Consider the following 15,055-nt stretch of genomic DNA (forward strand, 5'->3'; position numbering starts at 1 on the left):
ATCAGACCCTTCGGGACTACTTCGTCCCTAGTTTGTATTACGTCAGCTCTTGCCGGCGATTGTCACGTCTTTGATTTCGACGGTTTGCTTTGGTGCTCCAGTCCCATCTCCCATGTCGGTGATGACGCCTGCTTTGTTCACCTTGTCCAGGATGTCGAGCCCCTTGGTGATCGTACCCACCGGCGTGTAATCCGGGGTGAGCCCGATGTCCCCGTAAACGAGGAAGAACTGGCTGCCCGTGCTGCCCGGGGCCTGGGTCTTGGCCATGGCCATCACGCCGCGCTTGTACTGGGCGCCCTGGAGGTTCTCCTCGGCCATCACGTAGCCGGGGCCGCCCGAGCCGTCCTGGCTCTTGCCGTCGGCCTTGGCGGTCGGGTCGCCGCACTGCAGCATCGGGAACTTGTCGCTGCCGAGCCGGTGGCACTTGCTGCCGTCGTAGTACTTCTTGCCCGCCAGGAACTCCAGCGAGTTGGTCGTGCAGGGCGCCTTGGCGTTGTTCAGCTCGACCACGATGTCGCCCAGGTTCGTCTTGAACGTCATCGTCTTCGTGGCGGGCTTGGTCTTCACCTTCGTCGGCGGCATGCCGACGTCCTTGACCTGACCCCCGGAGGGGTCCTTGACGTAGTCGCAGGTGCCCGCCGCCGCGTTGTACGGCTTCGGCCCCGCTGGAGCCGACGCCGACGCCGATGCCGACGCGGTGTCGGCGGGCGTCGCCGAGGGCGAGGCCGCCGCCTCCGTTCCCGGGTCGTTGCCCCCCAGCAGCGCGACCGCGGCCACGATGCCTCCGACCACGATCACCACGCCCACGGTGGAGCCGATGATCGCCGTGCGCTTGGCCTTCTGCTCGCGCTCGATGCGGCGCTGCATCTGCCGCTCGTAGTGCTCGCGCGCCAGCTGCTTCTGCCGGTCCTTCCCCGTGGCCACCGCTTTGCCTCCCATAGTCAATCAACTGAGGTGGGCGAATCGTATCGGCCAACGGGTAATGATTCGCAGCCCGGCGACCCGCACCGGTACCCTTCGGTTACATTCCCATTGGCTTTTCGACGAGATCACCTGAGGCAGATGCTCATCGCCGGCTTCCCCGCAGGGGCCTTCCAGACCAATTGTTACGTCGTCGCGCCTGCCGCCGGCGAGGAGTGCGTGATCGTCGATCCAGGTCAGGACGCGACGGAGGGAGTCGACGAGCTGCTGCGCGAGCACCGGCTCAAGCCCGTCGCGGTCCTGCTCACCCACGGTCACCTCGACCACGTCTGGTCGGTGGCCCCGGTCTGCGGCGCGCGTGACGTCCCCGCGTGGATCCACCCGGACGACCGTCACCTGTTGAGCGATCCGGCCGCCGGCTGGTCCGACACGAGCGCCTCGCTGTTCGGCGGGATCACCCTGAGCGAGCCCGACGACGTGCGCGAGCTGTCCGACGGCGCCGTGCTGAAGCTCGCCGGCCTCGAGCTCGTGGTCGACCACACTCCCGGCCATACCAGGGGGTCGGTGAGCTTCCGGCTGCCCGGCGACGAGATCATGTTCTCGGGCGACCTGCTGTTCGCCGGCTCCATCGGCCGCTCCGACCTTCCCGGTGGCGACTACACGACCATCCTTCGCAGCCTGGCTACCAAGTGTCTGCCGCTGCCTGACGATACGGTCGTTCTGCCGGGCCACGGACCACAGACGACGATCGGCCGCGAGCGCGCGACCAACCCATACCTGAAGGAAGCAGCGCCGCACGCCGGTCCCACACGAGGGATCTAATGACTTTCCAAGCACCCAAAGGCGTCAAGGAATACGTTCCACCGCAGGCTTCTACGTTCTACGCGATCCGCGGGGCGTTCGCGGAGACGGCGAGGCGTGCGGGCTACGCCTACCTGGAGACCGCGGTCTTCGAGGACACGCAGCTGTTCGCGCGCGGGGTCGGTGAGTCCACCGACGTCGTGAGCAAGGAGATGTACACCTTCACCGACCGCGGCGGCAGGTCGCTGACGCTGCGCCCGGAGTTCACGGCGGGCGTGCTGCGCGCGGTCCTGGAATATGGCCTGCACCGCGGCCAGCTCCCGGTCAAGGTCTGGACCGACGGGCCGGTGTTCCGTGCCGAGGCGCCACAGGAGGGCCGCTACCGCCAGTTCTACCAGCTCGACCTGGAGGCGATCGGCAGCGAGGACCCGGCGGTGGACGCCGAGACCGTGGCGCTGGCCTGGCAGTGGTACACCTCGCTCGGTCTCACCCAGGTGCGGCTGCTGCTCAACTCGCTGGGCTGCGCGGAGTGCCGTCCGGTCTACCGGGCCCGGCTGCAGGAGTTCCTGCGCAAGCTCGATCTCGACGAGGCCACCCGGGCGCGCATCGAGATCAATCCGTTGCGGGTGCTCGACGACCGGCGCCCCGAGGTCCGTGCGCAGCTCGAGGAGGCGCCCCTCATCGGCGACCACCTCTGCGCCGACTGCAATGCCTACCACGACCGGGTCAAGCAGCTCCTGGTCGACCTGGACATCCCGTGGGAGGACGCGCCCCGGCTGGTGCGCGGGCTCGACTACTACACCCGCACCACGTTCGAGTTCGACCACCCGCTGCTCGGCGCGCAGTCGGGCATCGGCGGCGGCGGCCGCTACGACGGGCTCTCCGAGGCCATCGGCGGGCCGCGCCTGCCCGGCATCGGCTTCGGCCTCGGCCTCGACCGCACCGTCATCGCCCTGGAGCGCGAAGGCGTCGCTCTCGACGTCCCGGCCCGTTGCGAGGTGTACGGTGTGGCGCTGGGCGACGAGGCGGCGCGCGCGATGTTCGGGCTTCTGAGCGAGTTGCGCGCGGCCGGCGTCGCCGCCGACATGGCCTTCGGCGGCAAGGGGCTCAAGGGCGCGATGAAGGGGGCCGACCGTTCCGGCGCCCGCTTCGCGCTGATCCTCGGCGAGCGTGACCTCGCGGCCGCGGCCGTGCAGGTGAAGGACCTGGCCACCGCCGAGCAGACCGAGGTGCCGCTGGCCCAGGTCGTCAAAGTCTTGAAGGGAAAGGTGCAGTGATCCGCAGGTCAGCGCGTGCCGGATCGCCGCCGCCCTTCTCCTCCTATCCGCATGAAGGGAAAGTGCAGTGATCCGCACGCATACCGCCGGGTCGCTCCGCGAGGAGCACGCCGGGCAGCAGGTGACGCTCGCAGGATGGGTGGCGCGCCGCCGTGACCACGGCGGCGTCGTCTTCATCGACCTGCGTGACGCCTCCGGCTCGGCGCAGGTGGTCTTCCGCGAGGAGGACCACGCCCACGACCTGCGCGCCGAATACTGCGTGCAGGTCGTCGGCCAGGTCAGGGTGCGCCCCGAGGGCAACGAGAACCCCGACCTGCCCACCGGCGCGATCGAAGTGGTGGCCGAGCGGGTCGAGGTGCTGAGCGAGTCCGCGCCGCTGCCGTTCCCGATCGAGGGCAACGTGGGGGTGTCGGAGGAGGCGCGGCTCAAATACCGCTACCTCGACATCCGCCGTCAGCAGGTGGCCAACGCGATGCGCACCCGCTCCAAGGCCACCTACCTGGCCAACGAGGTGATGCACGAGCTCGGCTTCGTCTATGTCGAGACGCCCACGCTGACCCGCTCCACGCCCGAGGGCGCGCGCGACTTCCTGGTGCCGGTGCGCCTGCAGCCCGCCAACTGGTACGCGCTGCCGCAGTCGCCGCAGCTGTTCAAGCAGCTCCTGCAGGTGGCCGGGCTCGAGCGTTACTACCAGCTGGCCAAGTGCTACCGCGACGAGGACCTGCGGGCCGACCGGCAGCCGGAGTTCACGCAGATCGACGTCGAGATGTCCTTCGTGGACCAGGAGGACGTCATCGAGGTCGGCGAGAAGCTGATCAGCCGGCTGTGGAAGGAGATCGTCGGCTACGAGCTGCCGACGCCGCTGCCGCGCATGACGTACGCCGACGCCATGTCCCGCTTCGGCTCCGACAAGCCGGACCTGCGCTTCGGCCAGGAGCTGGTCGAGATGACCAGCTACTTCGCCAACACCTCCTTCCGCGTCTTCCAGGCCGACTACGTGGGCGCGGTCGTCATGCCCGGCGGGGCCTCGCAGACCCGCAAGGAGCTCGACGGCTGGCAGGAGTGGGCCCGCTCGCGCGGCGCCAAGGGTCTGGCCTACGTGCTCGTCCAGGAGGACGGCACGCTCGGCGGCCCGGTCGCCAAGAACCTGTCGGAGGAGGAGCTGTCCGGGCTGGCCGCCAAGGTCGGGGCCGAGCCGGGCGACGCGATCTTCTTCGCCGCCGGGGCCAGGAGCTCCTCCCGCGACCTGCTGGGCGCGGCCCGGCTGGAGATCGGCCGGCGCTGCGACCTGATCGACGAGTCGCAGTGGTCGTTCCTGTGGGTCGTCGACGCGCCCATGTTCGAGGAGGACGGTGAGGGCGGCTGGACGGCCGTGCACCACCCGTTCACCGGGCCGAAGCCGGAGTGGGCCGACAACTTCCAGGACCACCCGGGCGAGGCGCTCGCCTACGCGTACGACATGGTCTGCAACGGCATGGAGATCGGCGGCGGTTCCATCCGTATCCACCGGGCCGAGATGCAGCAGCGCGTGTTCGACGTGCTCGGCATCTCCAAGGAGGAGGCGGAGAGCAAGTTCGGCTTCCTGCTGGAGGCGTTCAAGTACGGCCCGCCCCCGCACGGCGGCATCGCCTACGGCTGGGACCGGATCTGCATGCTGCTGTCCGGCGGCGACTCGATCCGTGACGTGATCGCGTTCCCGAAGACGGCCTCCGGCTTCGACCCGCTCACGGGCGCGCCCACGCCGATCACGGCCGACCAGCGCAAGGAGGCGGGCGTCGACGCCAAGCCCAAGGTCGAGGCGTAGACACCAGGTCACAGACGAAAGCGGCGGGCACCGTCAGGTGCCCGCCGCTTCGCGTTCGTCCCCTACTTGAGGGTGACCTTCTTGATGATGATCGGGTTCTTCGGCGCGGTGGAGCCGCCGTCGCCGGTGATGTCGTCGGGGTTGACGATCACGCCGTCCTTGGCGACCTTCTCGATGATCTCCAGGCCGGACTTGACCATGCCCAGGACCGAGTACTGCGGCTCCAGCTGGGCGTTCTCGTCCGACAGCGAGATGGCGAACTGGCTGCTGTTCTGCCCGGCCGCGTCCAGCGGCTGCGTCAGGAAGACCACGCCCCTGGTGTAGGGGATGGCGCCCACGGCCTCGTCCCGGAAGACGTACCCGGCGTTGCCCTGGCCGTCCGTGGGGTTCTTGCCGTCGGCCTTGGCCTGCGGGTCGCCGCACTGCAGCAGGAACAGGCCGGACGTCTCGGGCAGGGCCAGGCGGTGGCACTTGTTGCCCTTGTAGAAGCCCTTCTTCGCCAGGAAGGCCATCGAGTTGACCGAGCACGGGGTGGCGTTGGGGTCCACCTCGATGACGATGTCGCCGTGGTTGGTGCTGACGGTCATCGTCGACAGCTTCATGTTGGGCTTCTTGCCCGGCAGGCCCACGTACTTGTGCGGGACCGAGTCGTCACGCTTGTACGTGCACGAGACGTCCGTCGCCTTCTTCGGCGGCGTGGTGGTCGGCAGCTCCGTGGGCGCGGCCGAGGCGGAGGCGGAGGCCGAGGCGGAGGCGGACGGCGTGCTCTGAGCCGAGGCCGTACCGGCGCCGTCGTTGCCGACCAGAGTGGTCGCGGCGAAGATGCCGCCGGCGACCACGACGACGGCCACAGCCGCGCCGATGAAGGTGTTCCGCCTCGCCTTGGCGCTCTGCTCGGCCGCGCGCTTCGCCTGCCGTTCCTTGTGCTCCCGCGCCAGCTCTGCCTGGCGGTCCTCTTCGTTCTGGCGGTCGTCGCCGCTCACCGCTATGTCCTCTCGTCTTTGCCAAGGTATGACCAAACAACTCCGCGCATGCTACCGGCCCTCGATATGTGACGGACGTAAGTGGCGAAAGCCGCATGTGCGACGGCTGAGGTCGCGAACCATATGGTGCTGGCATTCGTAGTTGAAATGAGAACTAAGGAGCCCTCCATGTTCGACGAGATCATGGGCTTGCCGGCCCATCCCCTGATCATCCACTTCGCCGTGGTGCTGACCCCGCTGCTCGTCGCCGTCGCCGTCGCGTACGCGCTGCTCCCGCGCCTGCGTACCTACGTGGCATGGGCGGTGGTGCTGCTCTCGCTCGCCGCGCCCGTGGCGGTCTTCGCGGCCAGGCAGAGCGGCGAGAACCTCAAGGCCGCCCGGTTCGGCACGGCGGAGGGCGAGATCGCGGCCCGCATCTCCACCCACCAGAGCTTCGCCACCCCGCTGCTGCTGTCGGTGCTCGGGCTCGGCGTGGCCGCCCTGCTGCTCGTGTACGCCACCCGCCCCTCCCGCGACTCCGTCGGCCGCGACCGGTTCGGCCGGCCCGTCTCGATGATCCTCTCGGCGCTCACCGTGGTGCTGGCGGCCGTGGCCGGCTATTTCGTCTTCCGGGCCGGGGACTCGGGCGCGCGGGCCGTGTGGTCGTGAGCCCCGGACGTGGGCCGGCGAGGGCGGCTCAGCGTGTAATCTCTCGTTGTGGACAGCCTGTTCGACTCGGCGGCTGAGGAGGCCACCCCGCAGCCTCTCGCGGTGCGCATGCGCCCGCGCTCGCTCGACGAGGTGATCGGCCAGCGGCACCTGCTCGGTCCGGGCACCCCGCTGCGGCGCCTGGTCGAGAGCGAGGCTCCCATGTCGCTCTTCCTGTGGGGGCCGCCGGGCACCGGCAAGACCACGCTGGCCTACGTGGTCTCCAACGTCACCAAGCGCCGCTTCGTCGAGGTCTCCGCCGTGTCGGCCGGGGTCAAGGACGTGCGCGCGGCCATCGACACCGCCCGCCGCGAGCTGGGCATGACGGGCCGCCAGACGGTGCTGTTCGTGGACGAGGTGCACCGCTTCAACAAGGCCCAGCAGGACGCCCTGCTTCCCGCCGTGGAGAACCGCTGGGTCACCTTCATCGGCGCCACCACGGAAAACCCGTTCTTCTCGGTCATCTCGCCGCTGCTGTCGCGCTCGCTGCTGCTCACGCTGGAGTCGCTGTCCGACGACGACGTGCGCACGGTGCTGGAGCGGGCCGTGTCCGACCCGCGCGGCCTGGGCGGGCGCAACACGCTCGCCCCGCAGGCCCTGGAGCATCTCGTACGCCTGGCGGGCGGCGACGCGCGCAGGTCGCTGACCTACCTGGAGGCGGCGGCGCTGCTGGCCGACGACATCACGGTGGAGGTGGTGGAGAAGGCCGTCGACAAGGCCGCCGTACGCTATGACCGGCAGGGCGACCAGCACTACGACGTGATCAGCGCGTTCATCAAGTCGATGCGCGGATCCGACGCCGACGCCGCGCTCCACTACCTGGCCCGCATGATCGAGGCCGGCGAGGACCCGCGCTTCATCGCCCGCCGCATCGTCATCTTCGCCTCCGAGGACGTGGGCATGGCCGATCCGACGTGCCTGCAGACCGCGGTGGCCGCCGCGCAGGCGGTGCAGCTCATCGGGCTGCCGGAGGGGCAGATCAACCTGGCCCACGCGGTCATCCACTGCGCCATGGCGCCCAAGTCCAACGCCGTGGTCAAGGCCATCGGGGCGGCCGTCGGCGACGTGCGGAAGGGGCTGATCGGGCAGGTGCCCGGCCACCTGCGCGACGCCCACTACCCCGGGGCGGCCAAGCTCGGCCACGGCGACGGCTACAAATACCCGCACGACTTCGACCACGGGCTGGTGCGCCAAGACTACGCGCCGGAGCAGGTGCGCGAGCGGCGCTACTACGAGCCCACCCGGCACGGGGCGGAGGCGCCGGTGGCCGAGCGGTGGGCGAAGATCCGCGACTTCCTCCGGGGATCCTGACCGGTCCTCACAGCCGGAGCTCGTTGATCGTCGCGATAGGTTGATCGTGACATGACCGACTACCGGGCCTCCTTCGACGCCGCCATCGCCTTCGGCAACGGTGGCGATCTGACCGTGCACGGGTTCCGCGTGGACCTGCCCGGCCCCGACACCCCCGAGGCGGAGATCGCGGCGCTGTTCGTGGCCTCGCTGGGCCTGCTCATGACCGACACCGTCGAGCTGGCCAACGTGCGGATCTTCCCGGAGGCGCACAAGGGCACCAGGGGCGGGCCGTCCGACCGCGGCCGCGAGGCGGCCGGCGCCGCCCGGGAGCGGGGCAGGCTGGTGGAGCTCAACCACCTCCCGCGCGAGGGCGGCACCTACTTCGAGGCGCCCCGCGGCGACCTCGGCGCCGTCCCGCTGGCGCGGTCCGTCGACGTGCCCGCCGTGGTCGTACGCGTGGCGGGCGCCGAGCGGCGGCCCGTCGGGGTCGGCTCGCTGGCCCCCTTCGACGTACGCGACCACGCCGTCCTGCTGCACACCGGCGTGCGCGAGGGCCACTGCCTGGCCCCCGAGGCCGCCGCCTGGCTGGTGGAGCACGGGGCCGCGCTGGTCGGCACCGACGCCGACCTGCTCGACGACGGCGCGCATGAGGCGCGTCCCGCGCGGGAGGCGCTGCTCGGCGCGGGCGTCCCCGTGGTCGAGAGGCTGACCGGCCTGGAGGGGGTGCCCCCGACCGGCGCCCTGTTCACGGCCGCGCCCCCGCGCCTCCTGGGCGTCGGACGCGTCCCGGTGCGCGCCTACGCCCGCGTGCCCGGCTGAGCCGCAAGGGCCGGCAGAACGTTCGCCGCCGGACCGTGCAAAGTTGTACTAAGCACGCGATCTCGGGGAATCACCATCGTGTGAAGGCGACTGTTACCCCCGGCGGCGGCCTTTTCGGCCCCCGGTCGATCACCTGGCGAGTGCACACCGAGACGCCCGGCTGGCCGGCCGTCGTACGCGCCTTCCAGCTGCAGGCCCTGCACCCCCGCACCATCCGCGGCATCGCCCAGAACTGCCTCCTCGACGACCCGGAGGTCGCCCGCGCCCGGCTGCGGCGCCAGCTCGACTTCGTCGCCGTGCGCACCTTCGGCACCCGCGAGCAGGCCGAGCACGCCGGAGAGCGGGCCCGCCGCGTGCACGCCCGCCTCATCGGCCTCGACACCGACACGGGCACCCTGTTCCGCCTGGACGAGGAGGAGAACCTGCGCTGGGCCCACTGCGTGGAGGTGTCCTCGCACCTGGAGGTGGCCGGGCGCTCCGGCGTGCCGCTCACCCGGGCGGAGCGGGACGCGTACGTGGCCGAGCAGCGGCGCAGCGCCCGTCTCGTCGGCCTCGGCGACGTCCCTGCCGACACGGCGGAGCTCGACGACTACCTCGCCGGCATGCGCCCGTACCTGGCCGCCACCGTCGAGGCCCGCGACGCGCTGCGCCGCAGCGTGAGCCCCCAGCTGTCGCTGCGGCTGGCCTTCCTCGCGCCGCCGCTCGCGCTCGGCTCGCTGCCCGCCGCCGGAGCGCTGGCCTTCGCGACCCTGCCCGGGTGGGCCAGGCAGATGTACGGCTGCCGCGGCCACCGGGCGGCCGGATACGCCGCCGACCTGGCGCTCAAGGCGCTGCGCGCCGGGGCCATGGCGCTGCCGGAACGGTTGGTGTCACCCGAGATCAGGGCGGCGCGCGGCCTGATGCGGGCGGTCACGGAAGCGCGGGGGGCCGACGTGGCTGCCTGATCGAGGGAGGTTTCCGCACTAACGTTGTCACTCGAACGCGATAGGGTCTTGCCGTTCCGGCCCAGCGTACGAGGGAGATGCGCGGATGCTTACCGCTGGAGAGGTCGCCGGGCTGATCGCGGCCACGGGCTGGATAGTCCTGGTCTGCGTGATGGTCACGGTGCTCGTCAAGCTCGCCAGGCTGCTCACGGAGACCACCAAGGCGGTCTCCGACCTCAACAACCGCCTCGCGCCGCTGCTCGACGACGTCAGCGTCACGGTCAACGAGACCAACCGGCAGCTGATCGCGGTCGAGGCCATCGCCAAGGACGTCAAGCAGGTCAGCGGCCACGCGGCCAAGCTGAGCGCGGTGACGCAGACGATCTTCACCGGGCCGCTGATCAAGGTCTCCGCCATCGGCCACGGCGTGCGCCGCGCCATCGAGGCCCGCCGGCCGAGCAAGCCGGGGCCGCGCGTCCGGCAGGGGCGTCCGCGATGATCAGACGGCTGTTCTACCTGTCGCTCGGCGCGTTCCTCGCCTTCTGGGTGATGCGCAGGCTGCAGGCGCTGCACCCCGACCACATCGCCCGCAGGACGGCCGACGGCGCGGCGGGCATGGTCCGGCGGGTGAGAGACTTTACCCACGACGCCCTCGGCGAGGCCGCGGAGCGCGAAACGGAGTTGCGAGCACGCTTCGGGCTCGACAACGCTGAAGACAACACCTGAAGACAACAACCGAAGACGACAACGACTGACTAACAGCAAAGGATGGCCACAAATGGAGTCGGCAGAGATCGCCCGCCGCTTCCTACGCTTCTTCGAGGAGCGTGGGCACAAGGTCGTGCCCTCGGCCAGCCTGATCGCTGAGGACCCGACGCTTCTCCTGGTCAACGCGGGTATGGTGCCGTTCAAGCCGTACTTCCTGGGGCAGCGCAGGCCTCCGGGGTCACGGCTGGCCACCGCGCAGAAGTGCGTGCGCACCCCCGACATCGAAGAGGTCGGCAAGACCACCCGGCACGCGACGTTCTTCCAGATGCTGGGCAACTTCTCCTTCGGCGACTACTTCAAGGCCGAAGTGATCCCCTTCGCGTGGGAGCTGCTGACCAGGTCCGAGTCCGACGGGGGCTTCGGCTTCCCCGAGGACAAGCTGTGGGCGACGGTCTACCTCGAGGACGACGAGGCCTACGACATCTGGCGCAACAAGGTCGGCCTGCCCGAGCACCGGATCCAGCGCCGCGACCTCGAGGACAACTACTGGCACATGGGCGTGCCGGGCCCCGGCGGCCCCTGCTCGGAGATCTACTACGACCGCGGCGCCGAATACGGCAAGGAGGGCGGTCCGGTCGCCGACGAGGACCGCTACCTCGAGGTGTGGAACCTCGTCTTCATGCAGTACCAGCTGAGCCAGGTCCGCTCCAAGATCGACTTCGACATCTCGGGCGAGCTGCCGAGCAAGAACATCGACACCGGCATGGGCCTGGAGCGCATGGCGGCGATCCTGCAGGGCGTCGACAACATCTACGAGATCGACACCACGTACAAGATCCTCGACAAGGCGGCCGAGCTCACCAAGACCCGCTACGGCCGTGACCACCGCTCCGACGTGAGCCTGCGCGTCATCGCCGACCACGTCCGCACCGGCACCATGCTGGTCGCCGACGGCGTCCTGCCCGGCAACGAGGGCCGCGGCTACGTGCTGCGCCGCATCCTGCGCCGCTCGATCCGCAACCTGCGGCTGCTCGGCTCCGGCGACGAGCGCTACATGCACGAGCTGACCGACGTCGCGATCAACGTCATGGGCGAGCAGTACGAGCAGCTCAAGGCCGACGCGCCGCAGATCCACGGGGTCATCGACGCGGAGGAGGCCTCGTTCCTGGGCACGCTGCGCACCGGCACCGCGATCTTCGACGTGGCCGTCGAGGAGACCAAGCGCAAGTCCGGCACCACGATCCCGGGCGACCAGGCGTTCAAGCTGCACGACACCTACGGCTTCCCGATCGACCTGACGCTGGAGATGGCGGCCGAGCACGGGCTCAAGGTCGACGAGGAGGGCTTCCGCCGCCTCATGAAGGAGCAGCGGGCGGCCGCCAAGGCCGACGCGGCGGCGAAGAAGACCGGCAACGCCGACATCTCCGTGTTCGGGCAGCTCCTGGAGGCGGGCGGCCGGGTCGAGTTCCTCGGCTACGACCAGACCGAGGCCGACACCAGCGTGGTCGGCATCCTCGTCGACGGCGTGTCCGTCCCGGCGGCGGGCGCGGGCACCACGGTGGAGGTCGTGCTCCAGCGCACCCCGTTCTACGCCGAAGGCGGTGGCCAGCTCGCCGACCAGGGCGTGATCCGCACCAGCGGCGCCGAGGTCGAGATCACCGACGTGCAGGCGCCGCTCACGGGGCTCGTCGTGCACCGCGGCAAGATCCGCAGCGGTGAGCTCAAGGTCGGCGACGAGGCGCAGGCGGAGATCGACATCGAGCGCCGCCGCGCGATCTCGCGCAGCCACAGCGCCACCCACCTCGTCCATCGCGGCTTCAAGAACGCGCTCGGCGAGACGGCGGCGCAGGCCGGCTCGGAGAACTCGCCCGGCCGCTTCCGCTTCGACTTCACCGCGGCGGGCGCGGTGCCGCCGAGCGTGCTGCGTGACGTCGAGGACGAGGTCAACGCCGTGCTCATCAACGACCTCAAGGTCAACGCCTTCTACACCTCGCAGGCGGAGGCCAGGGCGATGGGCGCGCTGGCGATGTTCGGCGAGAAATACGGCGACGAGGTCCGCGTGGTCGAGATCGGCGACTACTCGCGCGAGCTGTGCGGCGGCACCCACGTCCACAGCTCCGGCCAGCTCGGCCTGGTCAAGGTGCTGGGCGAGCAGTCGGTCGGCGCGGGCGTGCGCCGGGTCGAGGCGCTCGTCGGCATCGACGCCTTCCGCTTCCTGGCGCGCGAGAGCGTGCTGGTCGCGCAGCTCACCGAGCAGCTCAAGGCGCGCCGCGAGGAGCTGCCCGAGCGCATCGAGGGCATCGTCACCCGGCTGCGCACGGCGGAGAAGGAGCTGGAGAAGGTCCGCTCGGCCCAGGTGCTCCAGGTGGCCGGCGATCTGGTGTCGCAGGCGCGTGACCTGCGGGGTGTCTCCGTCGTGACACACCGCGCGCCTGATGGAACCGGTGCCGATGACCTGCGTAAGCTCGCGCTTGATGTGCGTGGCAGGTTCCCGGCCGACCGGCCGGCGGTCGTCGTGATCGCTGGTGCCCCCTCCGACCGGCCCGTGGTGGTTGCCGCGGTCAACGAGGCGGGGCGCGAGCGGGGGCTCAAGGCCGGACAGCTGGTCGGCGTCGCCGCCAAGGCTCTTGGGGGTGGCGGTGGCGGCAAGGACGATGTCGCACAAGGCGGCGGCACGCGACCGGAGGCGATCGGCGACGCGTTGCGCCTGGTCGAAGAGGCGATTTCGGGGCAGCTCGGCTGACATGAGGTTCGGTGCACGGATCGGCGTGGACGTCGGCTCCGTACGTGTCGGCGTGGCCCGCAGCGACCCTTCCGGGATGCTGGCCACGCCGGTCGAGACTGTCAGGCGGGGCAAGGGCGACCTCGACCGCATCGCCGCGATCGTCGCCGAGCACGAGGCGATCGAGGTCGTGGTGGGGTTGCCCACGTCGCTGTCGGGGCGTGAGGGGGCGGCGGCCGGGCTGGCGCGCGAGTTCGCCGTCAAGCTCGCGGCCCGGCTGGCGCCCACGCCCGTACGACTGTTCGACGAGCGGCTGACCACGGTCACGGCGCAGCAGGGCCTTCGGGCCAGCGGCGTACGCGCCAAGAAGCAGCGGGGCGTCGTCGACCAGGCGGCGGCCGTCGTGCTGCTGCAGGACGCGCTCGACTCCGAGCGCGCCACGGAGAGACCACCAGGCAGGCCCGTCGAACCGCCCCCAGCGGCCGACGGACCTGCCTCATGAGCGCGCCCGCGAAGGAGTGCCGGGGCATCGCCGGTGGGGTGGTCGCGTGAACGGGACACCCGAGGACGAGGACGACATCGGCGATGTGATCCCGTTCCGGTCCGGAGAGCCGGCGGACGACGAGACCGAGCCGTCGGCCGGCGATGAGCGGCCGGTAGGCGGTGACTCGCCTGGCGGTGACTCGCCTGGCGGTGGCTCGCCTGGCGGTGGCTCATCTAGCGGTGGCTCGCGGGCCGGTGGCTTGGCGAGCGGTGGCTCGCGGGCCGGTGACTCGCCGGGTGGTGGCTCGCGGGCCGGTGACTCGCCGGTTGGTGAGTCGCTGACCGGTGGCGATCAGCCGTCCGGCGACGAGCGGCCGGCCGGCGGTGACCGGCTGACCGGCGGGGAGCGACCCGCTGGGGACGAGTGGCCCGTCGGCGCTGAGCGGCAGGTCGACGGGGGGCGGCCGGAGGCGGCGGATGCCGAGGCGGACGTCATCCCGCTGCCCGCGCGGCGGCAACGGGCCCTGCGCAAGGTGGGGCTGCTCTCTCTGGGCCTGCTCGCCGGGGTGCTGGCCCTGGGCGGTGGAGCGATCGCGGTGCTCAAGCCGTACCTCAGCCCGGACGACTTCGAAGGGCCGGGCAGCGGCGCCGTGACCGTGCGGATCGCGCCCGGCTCCAGCGCGCAGGCCATCGGCTCGGCGCTGGCCGACGCCGGGGTGGTGGCCAGCGTCCAGTCGTTCGTGAACGTGACGGAGGACCGCGCCGTGAGCGACCGGCTGCGGCCCGGCCACTACCGGCTGCGCAAGGGCATGGCGGCGGGAGCTGCGCTCGACCTGCTGCTCGCCCCCTCCTCAAGGATCGTGCGGCGGGTGACGGTGCCGGAGGGCATGCGGGTGCAGGAGGTGCTGAGCCGCGTGGCCAAGCTGGCCGGCCTGCCGATCGAGGCGCTGCGGAACGTGGACAACGCGCTGGTCGGGCTGCCCTCGTACGCTAAGGGGCTGGAGGGGTTCCTGTTCCCCGCCACGTACGAGATCGAGCCCGGCGACACGGCCGTGGACGTGCTGGCGGCCATGGCCGAGCGCTTCGCCGTCGCGGCCCGGCACGTGGGCCTGGAGGAGCAGGCGTCGCGGGTGAATCTGACCCCGCTGCAGGTCGTCACGGTGGCCAGCCTGATCCAGGCCGAGGGCGGGACCGACGAGGACTACCCGAAGATCTCCAGAGTGATCTACAACCGCCTGGCGAAGGGCACGCCGCTGGAGATCGACAGCACCGTGCTGTACGCGCAGAACCGCAGGACCCTGAAGGTAACGGAGAGCGATACCAAGGTGAACTCTCCTTACAACACCTATCGCCACAAAGGACTGCCGCCCGGCCCCATCGCCAATCCTGGAGAGAAGGCGCTGATGGCGGCCCTCAACCCCGCAGAAGGTGATTGGCACTGGTTTGTGACGACGGATCCGGCGCATAGAATCACCAAATTCACCAACAAAGAGAGCGAGTTCGTGAGATACCGGGAAGAGTTGAACAAGAACCTCGGGACGAGCTGATGTTCGACGGGACCCCCTCTCTCCCCGCGCAAAAGCCCCAAAGTAGGGCATGCGCCCTCTTTTCATCCTCTAGCATGGCTACCCAGA

General features: G+C 70.4%; 14 protein-coding genes. 12 read left to right on the forward strand and 2 right to left on the reverse strand.

The annotated features are described in order from the left end of the window. Positions 1-42: 42 nt before the first annotated feature. On the reverse strand, positions 43-924 hold the full coding sequence (locus tag AB0J69_RS13535; RefSeq protein WP_364116549.1) for a peptidylprolyl isomerase: 882 nt from the start codon (positions 922-924) through the stop codon (positions 43-45). A 138-nt stretch (positions 925-1,062) separates the two neighbouring features. On the opposite strand from AB0J69_RS13535, the gene AB0J69_RS13540 reads away from it, so the two are divergent. The 3 genes from AB0J69_RS13540 to aspS all read left to right on the forward strand — a co-directional run bounded on the left by AB0J69_RS13540 (position 1,063) and on the right by aspS (position 4,803). Then, positions 1,063-1,743, forward strand: coding sequence for an MBL fold metallo-hydrolase (locus AB0J69_RS13540; RefSeq protein WP_364116551.1), 681 nt, complete (start codon positions 1,063-1,065; stop codon positions 1,741-1,743). Then, on the forward strand, positions 1,743-2,999 hold the full coding sequence (hisS, locus tag AB0J69_RS13545; RefSeq protein WP_364116553.1) for a histidine--tRNA ligase: 1,257 nt from the start codon (positions 1,743-1,745) through the stop codon (positions 2,997-2,999). The genes AB0J69_RS13540 and hisS overlap by 1 nt, the downstream gene beginning before the upstream one ends. A 67-nt stretch (positions 3,000-3,066) precedes the next feature. Then, a complete protein-coding gene (gene aspS, locus AB0J69_RS13550) occupies positions 3,067-4,803 on the forward strand; it encodes an aspartate--tRNA ligase (RefSeq protein ID WP_364116555.1) in 1,737 nt (578 codons plus the stop codon). Positions 4,804-4,865: 62 nt separating this feature from the next. Here aspS and AB0J69_RS13555 read toward each other — a convergent pair whose 3' ends face one another. Continuing rightward, complete coding sequence (locus tag AB0J69_RS13555) at positions 4,866-5,786, reverse strand: peptidylprolyl isomerase (RefSeq protein ID WP_364116556.1); 921 nt, start codon at positions 5,784-5,786, stop codon at positions 4,866-4,868. Positions 5,787-5,954: 168 nt separating this feature from the next. Here AB0J69_RS13555 and AB0J69_RS13560 point away from each other — a divergent pair, with 168 nt between their 5' ends. The 9 genes from AB0J69_RS13560 (at position 5,955) to mltG (ending at position 14,968) form a co-directional block, all read left to right on the forward strand. Continuing rightward, a complete protein-coding gene (locus AB0J69_RS13560) occupies positions 5,955-6,434 on the forward strand; it encodes a DUF2231 domain-containing protein (protein WP_364116558.1) in 480 nt (159 codons plus the stop codon). A 48-nt stretch (positions 6,435-6,482) separates the two neighbouring features. Further along, a complete protein-coding gene (locus AB0J69_RS13565) occupies positions 6,483-7,784 on the forward strand; it encodes a replication-associated recombination protein A (protein ID WP_364116560.1) in 1,302 nt (433 codons plus the stop codon). Positions 7,785-7,835: 51 nt separating this feature from the next. Next, the gene (locus tag AB0J69_RS13570) at positions 7,836-8,585 is read left to right on the forward strand and encodes a cyclase family protein (protein WP_364116562.1); all 750 of its coding nucleotides are present in this window, start codon (positions 7,836-7,838) and stop codon (positions 8,583-8,585) included. 80 nt (positions 8,586-8,665) lie between these two features. After that, positions 8,666-9,529: an oxygenase MpaB family protein gene (locus AB0J69_RS13575; protein WP_364116564.1), complete on the forward strand. Its 864-nt coding sequence runs from the start codon at positions 8,666-8,668 to the stop codon at positions 9,527-9,529. An 85-nt stretch (positions 9,530-9,614) separates the two neighbouring features. Then, positions 9,615-10,007, forward strand: a complete 393-nt coding sequence (locus AB0J69_RS13580; protein ID WP_364116566.1) for a DUF948 domain-containing protein — start codon at positions 9,615-9,617, stop codon at positions 10,005-10,007. After that, positions 10,004-10,234, forward strand: a complete 231-nt coding sequence (locus AB0J69_RS13585) for a hypothetical protein (protein ID WP_364116567.1) — start codon at positions 10,004-10,006, stop codon at positions 10,232-10,234. Before AB0J69_RS13580 ends, AB0J69_RS13585 begins: the two co-directional genes overlap by 4 nt. A 52-nt stretch (positions 10,235-10,286) precedes the next feature. After that, entirely contained in the window at positions 10,287-12,959 is a 2,673-nt protein-coding gene (gene alaS, locus AB0J69_RS13590; RefSeq protein WP_364116569.1) for an alanine--tRNA ligase, read from the forward strand. Position 12,960: 1 nt separating this feature from the next. Continuing rightward, positions 12,961-13,440, forward strand: coding sequence for a Holliday junction resolvase RuvX (gene ruvX, locus AB0J69_RS13595; RefSeq protein WP_364116571.1), 480 nt, complete (start codon positions 12,961-12,963; stop codon positions 13,438-13,440). Between the two features lie 241 nt (positions 13,441-13,681). Further along, on the forward strand, positions 13,682-14,968 hold the full coding sequence (mltG, locus tag AB0J69_RS13600; protein WP_364116573.1) for an endolytic transglycosylase MltG: 1,287 nt from the start codon (positions 13,682-13,684) through the stop codon (positions 14,966-14,968). The last annotated feature ends 87 nt before the right edge of the window (positions 14,969-15,055 follow it).

Source organism: Nonomuraea sp. NPDC049709, from assembly GCF_040674815.1.
Classification (GTDB): Bacteria; Actinomycetota; Actinomycetes; order Streptosporangiales; family Streptosporangiaceae; genus Nonomuraea.

Coding starts and splice junctions, on each gene's coding strand:
- AB0J69_RS13540 (WP_364116551.1), top strand. CDS start 1,063: ATGCTCATCGCCGGCTTCCCCGCAGGGGCCTTCCAGACCAATTGTTAC.
- hisS (WP_364116553.1), top strand. CDS start 1,743: ATGACTTTCCAAGCACCCAAAGGCGTCAAGGAATACGTTCCACCGCAG.
- AB0J69_RS13560 (WP_364116558.1), top strand. CDS start 5,955: ATGTTCGACGAGATCATGGGCTTGCCGGCCCATCCCCTGATCATCCAC.
- AB0J69_RS13570 (WP_364116562.1), top strand. CDS start 7,836: ATGACCGACTACCGGGCCTCCTTCGACGCCGCCATCGCCTTCGGCAAC.
- AB0J69_RS13580 (WP_364116566.1), top strand. CDS start 9,615: ATGCTTACCGCTGGAGAGGTCGCCGGGCTGATCGCGGCCACGGGCTGG.
- AB0J69_RS13585 (WP_364116567.1), top strand. CDS start 10,004: ATGATCAGACGGCTGTTCTACCTGTCGCTCGGCGCGTTCCTCGCCTTC.
- alaS (WP_364116569.1), top strand. CDS start 10,287: ATGGAGTCGGCAGAGATCGCCCGCCGCTTCCTACGCTTCTTCGAGGAG.
- ruvX (WP_364116571.1), top strand. CDS start 12,961: ATGAGGTTCGGTGCACGGATCGGCGTGGACGTCGGCTCCGTACGTGTC.